Origin of the sequence: Pseudomonas sp. PS02302, assembly GCF_029959585.1 — a bacterium.
In the GTDB taxonomy this organism is placed as follows: Bacteria; Pseudomonadota; Gammaproteobacteria; order Pseudomonadales; family Pseudomonadaceae; genus Chryseomonas; species Chryseomonas aestiva.
This window is the reverse complement of sequence record NZ_JASCON010000069.1, coordinates 21,612-29,449: the sequence shown is the minus strand read 5'-3', so window position 1 is coordinate 29,449 and position 7,838 is coordinate 21,612. Positions and strand designations below refer to the sequence as shown.

Here is a 7,838-nt window from a genome sequence, read left to right as displayed (position 1 = left end):
CGCGCCGATGCCCCCCACCCTGGCGGCCAGCCCCCCCCCCGGGGGCCCGCGGCGCCGCGCCGCCAGCAGGCCGTCGCGCTGGCCGAGCAGGCGGGCGCGTGTCACCAGCCGCGACTCGAAGGGACCACCGACCGCGCGCGCCTGGCGATTGGCCTCGGCGTCTTCCAGCGGGCCGCTGTCTTCCTCGGTCAGGCGCAGGGCTTCGGTGAGCCAGAGATCCTCGAAGGCGGGAGAGGGGAGTACGGTCACGCGGCGGCGCCCTTGCGGCAAAGACGCCGAGCATAGTCCCTGGCGCCCTGGCTGTTAACGCCTCTGTTATGCTCTGTCACCATGAAAACCTCTCTTCCCCTGAGCCTGATCGTCGCCGTGGCCGACAACGGCGTCATTGGCATCGACAATCGTCTCCCCTGGCACCTGCCGGCGGAACTCAAATATTTCAAGGCCGTGACCCTCGGCAAGCCGCTGGTCATGGGTCGCAAGACCTGGGATTCCCTGGGCCGCCCGTTGCCGGGCCGGCTGAATCTGGTGGTCTCCCGTCAGACTGATCTGGTGGCCGAAGGTGCCGAGGTGCGGGCGTCGCTGGCCGCCGCCGTGGAGCGCGCCGAGGCCTGGGCCCGGGAGCGCGAAGCCAGCGAGATCATGCTGATCGGCGGCGCCCAGCTGTTCGCCGAAGCCCTGCCGGTGGCCCAGCGGCTCTACCTGACCCGCGTCGCTCTGGCGCCGGCCGGGGATGTGTTCTTTCCCGATTGGCACGAGGCGGAGTGGGAGCTTGTCTCGCGCCAGGAACATGCGGCCGAGGACGACCGTCCGGCCTACGCCTGCGAGGTCTGGGAGCGACGGGCCTAGGGGCGGTCGCGACGCCTGGATTTTCTTGTCGATTTCCTCCGGCGCTAAGCAAAGCCTAAGGCTGCCCTGGCATAAAGAAGGCTGAGGCGAGCCGCCTGGGCGGCCGGAGGGTGCAGACGTGATGGCGATCGACAGCCAGATGCAGACGACAACGGCAGGGACTCCACCTGTCCGTTCAGGCGCGCCAGGCAACCAGGTCATGCCCGCGGACGACAGCGTCCAAGCTGGCGAGGCGTCCGGTGGCAGCGCCATCGCCGTGGACCTGTCGCCCGCCGCCCAGTTGATCGCCGGCCTGCTGCCGGGACAGGCGAGTGGCAATGCCGATCTCGACGGCTTCATGCAGATCCTCCAGCAGCAGATCCGCAGCCAGGGCACCGACGCCGCCGTGCTCGGCGAACTGCCCCAGGGCGCCAGTTCCGATCGCGTGCAATTGGCCAAGCAGGCGGCCAATCACCTGCTGGTGAGCTATTACCATGACGACAGTCGCTATGCCGACGCCTCCACCCAGGATCCCTTCGCCAATCTGGATAGCGACAGCCTGACCCGGATCGCCAGCGACGATTCCGGCACCTTCACCTCGGCTGAGCGTCAGCTCGCCTATTTCGAAAGCGCACAGCGCGGCACCGATGGCGCCAATGTGGCCTTTTCCGGTCTCTCCACATCAGGCCAGGGTGCCGCCGCCTGGAACTGGGCCCCTGCCGCCACCGAGGATGCCGGCATCCTCGGGACCCTGAATCCGGGCGCACCCGACTGGCAGCCCAATCAGTTGAACACCCAGCTCATCGATGGCCTGAGCGCTGGCGGGGTGGCGACGGCGGCGGCTCAGGAAACGGCCGCGTTGTCGGCGCCGAGCTTTGGCGTCACCACCGGGGCGGATGGCGCACCCCAATGGACGACGCAATTGGCGGACGGGTCGGATGCCGGAGCGAGCACCGCGCTGGATGGCAGCATCCTCACCCAGATGACCGGCGCGACCACCGCTCCGGCGCTGTCGCTCTATCGCCAGATCGCCGCCTTTGGTTGAGTGACGCTGTTGGGATAAGACCTGCTTGTTGGGCTTCGACGATGGAGCCGTCTCAACCCAACCTACGCGGTCGGTAGGTTGGGTTGAGCGCAGCGAAGCCCAACGCCAAGATGCCCTCAGATCGCCCGCAGCTTCTTCGCCGGCAGGTAGTCGCGGTGGACGCGCTCTTCCACCAGGTACAGCCAGCAAGGGCCTTCCACCTGGGGAAAGAGGCGCACTTCCTGGATGCTGCTGGGCTTGGGTTCGCCATTGCCGACCTGCACGGCCACCGTCTGGCCCAGGCGGAAACGCGGGACCACGCCGGCGTCCACCACGCTCTGCTCGGCCTTGGTCGCCGGACGGCCCAGGTATTCGCCCAGGTCCACCGGACCGGAGGGGCCTTCGGCGACGGTGTCCACATGGAAGCTGTAGGCGGTGGCCAGGCCTTCGTCACCACCGTGGATCTCGCCCTGCTTGATGCGCGACACGGCCTGGTCGAGGGCCGCGTCGAGCGTCAGTTCGTTGTTCGATTGCAGGGTGATGACGATGCGGCGTTCGAAGGGGTACTGGCTCATGGTTTCGACTTTTTCGGCAGATAAGGAAAAGAAGGGACATCTTGTGCCCCCTTTGGCCGGCCGCTGTCCAGCCGGGGGCGCCCGATCGGTGATCGCGTTTGCAACCCCAGGTGTCCAGCGGCCCGGCGGTTACCGGGGCCTGGGTGAAAAGTGCCTGCGCTCGGCCAGGCTGCGTTGAAAATCCGTTCCGAAGGCTCATTTACTGCTCGTAAACGCCGCTTCCTCATGAATTTTCGCCTTGCCTGACCTTCGCGCGGCGACTTTTCAGACCAAGCCTAGTCATTGCGCCGCTTGAGCTGGTCTTTCAGCTGGGTCGGCACCTCGCGAATGATCAGCAGGTCCTGGCCCTCGTCGTATTCGATGCGCGAGCCCAGCAGGTGCGCCTCGAAGCTGATCGACAGCCCCTCGGCACGGCCGGTGAAGCGGCGGAATTGATTGAGGGTGCGCTTGTCCGCCGGGATCTCCGGGGCCAGACCGTAATCCTTGTTGCGGATGTAGTCGTAGAAGGCGCGCGGTGCCTGGTCGTCCATCAACTCGGAGAGGGCGTCCAGGGCCATGGGCTCGCCGCGCTTGGCCTGGCTGCTGGCGTAGTCCACCAGGGTGTCGGTCTTTTCCTTGGCGGCTTCTTCCGGCAGGTCCTCGCTTTCCACGTAGTCGCTGAAGGCCTTGAGCAGGGTGCGGGTCTCGCCCTTGGCGTCGACGCCTTCCTGGCAGCCGATGAAGTCGCGGAAGTAATCCGAGACCTTCTTGCCGCCCTTGCCGCGGATAAAGGAGATGTACTGGCGCGACTGCTTGTTGTTGCGCCACTCCGAGAGGTTGATCCGCGCGGCCAGGTGCAGCTGGCCCAGGTCCAGGTGCTTGGCCGGGGCCACTTCCAGACTCTCGGTGACGGTCACCCCCTCGCTGTGGTGCAGCAGGGCGATGCTCAGGTAGTCGGTCATGCCCTGCTGGTACTGGGCGAACAGCACATGGCCGCCGGTGGAAAGGTTGCTGCTCTCCATCAGCCCCTTGAGGTGCTCCACCGCCTGGCGACTGAAGGCGACGAAGTCCTGTTCGCCCTCCAGATAGGCATGGAGCCAGCCGCTGAAGGGATAGGCGCCGGATTCCTCGTGGAACAGGCCCCAGACCTTGTTGGGCTTGGCGTTGTAGCTGTCGTTGAGATCGGCCAGCAGATTCTCAATGGCCTGGGAGTCGGCCAGTTCGGCGTCCCGCGCGTGCAGGGTCGCGGGCTGGCCGTCGGGCTTCTTGTCGATCAGATGGACGATGGCGTGACGGATCGGCATGGCGGCCTCGGGTAACGGGAAAGTCCGCCAGTCTAACGCTCCCGGACCCTGGCGGGCAGGCCCTGGGCGCCGCAGCCTCAGCGCGCCGCCGTGGCCTGCTTTTCCTGCAGCGCGTTGCCGAGGTGGCGGGTCATGAAGACCGCGGCCTCTTCACGGCGATCCTCCAGCAGCAGGTCGATCAGCTCCAGGTGCTCCTGGCAGCGGCGCTGGGCCTGCTCGCGATCCACCGACTTCTGGTATTCGATCAAGCGGCGCAGGCGATTGAGCCGCCGCAGCGCATCGAGGATGAAGGCATTGCCCGAGCAGCGGGCGATGGTCTCGTGCAGGCGGGTGTTGGCGTCGAAGATCTCCGCGGGCGAGGCTTCGAACACCCGGCCTGCGACCAGCAGCGCCTGCTCGTCGCGGCAGCGCCGCAATTCGCCGGCATCCAGGGTGAAGCCGGCGTCGCGGATGCCAGCCGGCTCGATCAGCAGGCGGAAGGCATAGCTCTGGGCATAGGCATCGGGCGAGGTGAGACCTTCGACGAAGCTCCAGCCGTAGCCCGGCAGGCGCTCGGCCCAGCCTTCCTGGACGATGCGCCTGAGGATATCGGCCAGTTGTCCACGGGTGACCTGATAGCGGCGGATCAGCTCGTTTTCCGTGACCTTGAGCGGCAATTCGCCCTCGATCCGGTCGCGGGCGATGGTCAAATACAGGCGCTCGCTGGCGGACACCTCTTCGCGCGCCTGGGGCGTGGCGTCCAGGGCCGCGGCGGCCACGGCGAAACCGCCCTCGGGATGCCGCGCCAGCAGGCTCTGGTCGGCCATCTGCTGCAGGGCGCTGCGCACCGGCGAGCGCGACACCCGCAGCCGCTCGGCCAGGGCGCGCTCGGGCAGCCGGGTGCCGACCGCCAGCTGGTGCGAGGCGATGTAGGTGAGGATGTCGGGAATCAGTTGGGAGGCGAGGGTGGTGCCCATGGCAGCGCTGGCGAGTCGATCGGAAAGATCCGGGATGCTAGCACGGGACCCGCCGGGCACAGCCGGCGGGTCCCGCTGGCGGGCGCTCAGTCGCCGCTCGGGCTGACGTCCATGTCCTTGAGCTTAACCAGCCGGCTGCGGTGCTTGAAGCGATAGCCCAGCCAGACGGCGAGAAACAGCGGCAGGCTGATGTAGGTGGCGGCCAGGCCCAGCCAGTCGACGCCGTGCGGCCCGAACAGGGCGGCATAGTTCTGCCCCAGGGTGATCACCAGGCAGAGGGCGAAGGCCAGCAGCGGCCCGAAGGGAAACAGCTTGGCGCGATAGGGCAGGTCTTCCAGGCGGCGACCCTGAGCCAGGTAGCCCTGGCGGAAGCGATAGTGGGATACGGCGATGCCCAGCCAGGCGATGAAACCGCACATGCCCGAGGTGTTGAGCAGCCAGCCATAGAGCGCCTTGTCGCCCACCAGGGAGGTGAAGAAGCACAGGGCGCCCACCGCGGTGGTGGCGAGCAGGGCGTTGCGCGGCACGCCATTGCGCGAGACGCGGGCGAACAGCCGCGGCGCCTTGCCCTGTTCGGCCAGGCTGTGCAGCATCCGCGTCGAGGCGTACATGCCCGAGGTGCCGGCGGAGAGTACCGCCGAGAGGATCACCGCGTTCATCAGGCTGGCCGCGAAGGCCAGGCCGGCGCGCTCGAACAGCAGGGTGAACGGCGAGACGGAGACGTCGGTGGCGTCGTTCTGCAGCAGGCGCGGATCGGTGTAGGGGATCAGCATGCCGATGACGAAGATCGCCAGCACATAGAACATCAGGATGCGCCAGAACACCTGGCGGATGGCGATGGGCACGTTCTTGCGCGGATTCTCCGATTCACCGGCGGCAATACCGATCAGCTCGGTGCCCTGGAAGGAAAAGCCGGCGATCATGGCCACCCCGACCATGGCCTGCAGGCCGCCGACGAAGGGCGCCTCGCCCTGGGTGAACACGGACAGGCCTGGCGGCTCGATGCCGCTGAAGATGCCGAGGATGGCGGCCAGGCCCAGGCCGATGAAGACCACCACGGTGGTCACCTTGATCAGCGCGAACCAGAATTCGCTTTCGCCGAAGCCGCGCACCGACACCGCATTGAGCAGGAACATCAGCGCGAGGAACAGCGCGCTCCAGATCAGCCCGGGCACCTCGGGAAACCAGAAGCCCATCACCAGTTGCGCCGCCACCAGTTCGGCGGCGATGGTCACCGCCCAGTTGTACCAGTAGTTCCAGCCGAGGGCGAAGCCGAAGCCGTCCTCGACGAAGCGACTGCCATAGATGGAGAAGGAACCCGACACCGGCTGGTAGGCGGCCATCTCGCCGAGGCTGGTCATGAGGAAGTAGACCATCAGGCCGATCAGCGCATAGGCCGCCAGGGCGCCGCCCGGACCGGCGGTGGCCACGGTGGCGCCGGAGGCGACGAACAGCCCGGTGCCGATGGAGCCGCCGATGGCGATCATGTTGAGGTGGCGGGGCTTGAGCCGGCGCTGCAGACTCGGGGAGGCGGTGGACATGGGGATTCCAGCTGGCAGTTTAACGGGGGCCGGCGCTGGCTCTGGCGGCCAGTCGCGGTCGTCGAATGAAGGGTGGTGTGCGGAACGCCCGCGGCCGTCGGCGCGGGCAGCGCCAAAAAAGCCGCGAAGCTTAGCAGGCCAGGGGCGCCAGGTGGGATGGCGGTCGTCGGTGCGCGACTGTCGCAGTCCGATCAATGCCGGGCCGAGCTTCGGCTAGCATGGCCCAAGGTCGGAGAAGGCAGCGCAGCGTGATCGATTCGAGAACCTTTGGCAGCGGTATCCAGGGCAAGAACTACCTGCAGTTGCAGTCGACGCGGCCGCGGCCGGAGTTTTCCCGGCTGGTCGGCTTCATCCTGCTCGACCACTTTTCCCTGCCGTCCTTCACCCAGGCGCTGGATACCCTGGTCACCGCCAACCTGCTGGCCGCCGGGACCTTCGCCACCCGGACCTATAGCCCGACCGGCGCCGAGGTGCTCAGTGACCTCGGCATCGTCATCCGTCCGGACGGCGACTACCGCGCCGCGGAGAGCGCCCGCTTCGATCTGCTGGTGGTCTGTGGTGGCCTGCGGACGCCGCTGGAGCTGGACCCGCGGCTCAAGGCGCTGCTGCTGCGCGCGGCCAAGCAACAGGTGACCCTCTGCGGCCTGTGGAACGGCGCCTGGCAACTGGGCCAGGCCGGGATGCTGGACGGCTATCGCTGCGCCATCCATCCCGAACAGCGCAGCGCCTTCAGCGAACGGGTGCGCGGTTGCAAGACCTCGGCGGAAAGCCATGTGCTGGATCGCGATCGCCTCACCGCGGCCAGTCCCAGCGGCGCCTTCCACCTCTTCCTCGAATGGATCGGTGCCCAGTGCGGCAGCGCCCTGGCCGATGGCCTGGTCAACATCCTGGCCTTCGAGGAATCGCGCTTTCGCCAGGTCAATCCGACGCTCAAGGTGCAGATGACCCCGCCGCTGCGCGAGGTGGTGACCCTGATGGAGGCCAACATCGAGGAGCCCCTCACCATCGAGCAGCTGTGCGATTACGCCGGCCGCTCGCGGCGCCAGGTCGAGCGGCTGTTTCGCGAACAGCTCGATACCGCGCCCATGCGTTATTACCTGGAATTGCGCATCACCGAGGGCCGCCGCCTGCTGCAGCATTCCACTCTGTCGGTACTGGAGGTGGCGGTCGCCTGCGGCTTCACCTCGGTCACCCACTTCAGCAAGAGATATTCGGCCTACTTCGGCTATCCGCCGTCCAAGGAGCGGCGGTTGAAGTACTGAGCCTCGGGGTAAAGGGCAGAGGCCGCGCTCCAGAACGTTTCGTCGGCGCACAGGAACGGCTGCCCGCCGTCCCGCTCGAAGCCTTATCCCGGCGCTACACGGCTTGCGTGACGCGGCGACGGGTAATCTGATGACCTACCGAGCGAGGATGTCCCATGACTGACCCACGTAACGTCGCCCACGACAAGAAAGTGCAGCAGGAAAAGAAGCATCAGGGCGAAGACATCGCACCCGATGCCGAGCACGCGCCGCAACCGGGCAAGAAACCCGCGCTCAAGGATCACGACGAGCAGGTCGACGACAAGGCCTGACCCTCTGCCAGCCTCGCAGCACGCGAGGCCTTCCGCTGCTGACGACCGTCGGCATCGCACC

8 protein-coding genes and 1 pseudogene are annotated in these 7,838 nt (G+C 67.1%); 4 read left to right on the top strand and 5 right to left on the bottom strand.

Annotated elements, in window-relative coordinates:
* Positions 1-249 (bottom strand): annotated as a pseudogene (locus QMX82_RS19665) (DUF2868 domain-containing protein); the annotation flags it as partial.
* A gap of 81 nt (positions 250-330) precedes the next feature.
* Here QMX82_RS19665 and QMX82_RS19660 point away from each other — a divergent pair.
* Entirely contained in the window at positions 331-846 is a 516-nt protein-coding gene (locus QMX82_RS19660) for a dihydrofolate reductase (protein ID WP_208694223.1), read from the top strand.
* 199 nt (positions 847-1,045) lie between these two features.
* Positions 1,046-1,870 carry a hypothetical protein gene (locus QMX82_RS19655; RefSeq protein WP_282286735.1) on the top strand — a complete coding sequence of 275 codons (825 nt, stop codon included), beginning with the start codon at positions 1,046-1,048 and terminating at the stop codon, positions 1,868-1,870.
* A 116-nt stretch (positions 1,871-1,986) separates the two neighbouring features.
* Here the strand turns inward: QMX82_RS19655 and QMX82_RS19650 are convergent, their stop codons facing one another.
* From QMX82_RS19650 to QMX82_RS19635, 4 genes are all read right to left on the bottom strand, one after another.
* Positions 1,987-2,424 (bottom strand): hypothetical protein, encoded by a 438-nt coding sequence (locus tag QMX82_RS19650; protein WP_133862900.1) that lies wholly within the window; start codon positions 2,422-2,424, stop codon positions 1,987-1,989.
* A gap of 275 nt (positions 2,425-2,699) precedes the next feature.
* Positions 2,700-3,707, bottom strand: coding sequence for a nucleoid-associated protein YejK (gene yejK / locus QMX82_RS19645; protein ID WP_208694225.1), 1,008 nt, complete (start codon positions 3,705-3,707; stop codon positions 2,700-2,702).
* A gap of 77 nt (positions 3,708-3,784) precedes the next feature.
* Positions 3,785-4,663: a GntR family transcriptional regulator gene (locus tag QMX82_RS19640; protein WP_208694226.1), complete on the bottom strand. Its 879-nt coding sequence runs from the start codon at positions 4,661-4,663 to the stop codon at positions 3,785-3,787.
* Between the two features lie 86 nt (positions 4,664-4,749).
* Entirely contained in the window at positions 4,750-6,204 is a 1,455-nt protein-coding gene (locus QMX82_RS19635; protein ID WP_282286731.1) for an amino acid permease, read from the bottom strand.
* A gap of 218 nt (positions 6,205-6,422) precedes the next feature.
* Between QMX82_RS19635 and QMX82_RS19630 the strand changes: the two genes are divergently transcribed.
* Together QMX82_RS19630 and QMX82_RS19625 are read left to right on the top strand one after the other, a co-directional pair.
* Positions 6,423-7,466 (top strand): GlxA family transcriptional regulator, encoded by a 1,044-nt coding sequence (locus tag QMX82_RS19630; RefSeq protein WP_263259713.1) that lies wholly within the window; start codon positions 6,423-6,425, stop codon positions 7,464-7,466.
* Between the two features lie 155 nt (positions 7,467-7,621).
* Complete coding sequence (locus QMX82_RS19625) at positions 7,622-7,777, top strand: hypothetical protein (protein ID WP_177411496.1); 156 nt, start codon at positions 7,622-7,624, stop codon at positions 7,775-7,777.
* Positions 7,778-7,838: the final 61 nt, after the last annotated feature.

Excerpts from the sequence above, each read along its gene's own strand:
- QMX82_RS19660 (WP_208694223.1), top strand. The coding sequence starts at position 331 with ATGAAAACCTCTCTTCCCCTGAGCCTGATCGTCGCCGTGGCCGACAAC.
- QMX82_RS19655 (WP_282286735.1), top strand. The coding sequence starts at position 1,046 with ATGCCCGCGGACGACAGCGTCCAAGCTGGCGAGGCGTCCGGTGGCAGC.
- QMX82_RS19650 (WP_133862900.1), bottom strand. The coding sequence starts at position 2,424 with ATGAGCCAGTACCCCTTCGAACGCCGCATCGTCATCACCCTGCAATCG.
- yejK (WP_208694225.1), bottom strand. The coding sequence starts at position 3,707 with ATGCCGATCCGTCACGCCATCGTCCATCTGATCGACAAGAAGCCCGAC.
- QMX82_RS19640 (WP_208694226.1), bottom strand. The coding sequence starts at position 4,663 with ATGGGCACCACCCTCGCCTCCCAACTGATTCCCGACATCCTCACCTAC.
- QMX82_RS19635 (WP_282286731.1), bottom strand. The coding sequence starts at position 6,204 with ATGTCCACCGCCTCCCCGAGTCTGCAGCGCCGGCTCAAGCCCCGCCAC.
- QMX82_RS19630 (WP_263259713.1), top strand. The coding sequence starts at position 6,423 with ATGGCCCAAGGTCGGAGAAGGCAGCGCAGCGTGATCGATTCGAGAACC.
- QMX82_RS19625 (WP_177411496.1), top strand. The coding sequence starts at position 7,622 with ATGACTGACCCACGTAACGTCGCCCACGACAAGAAAGTGCAGCAGGAA.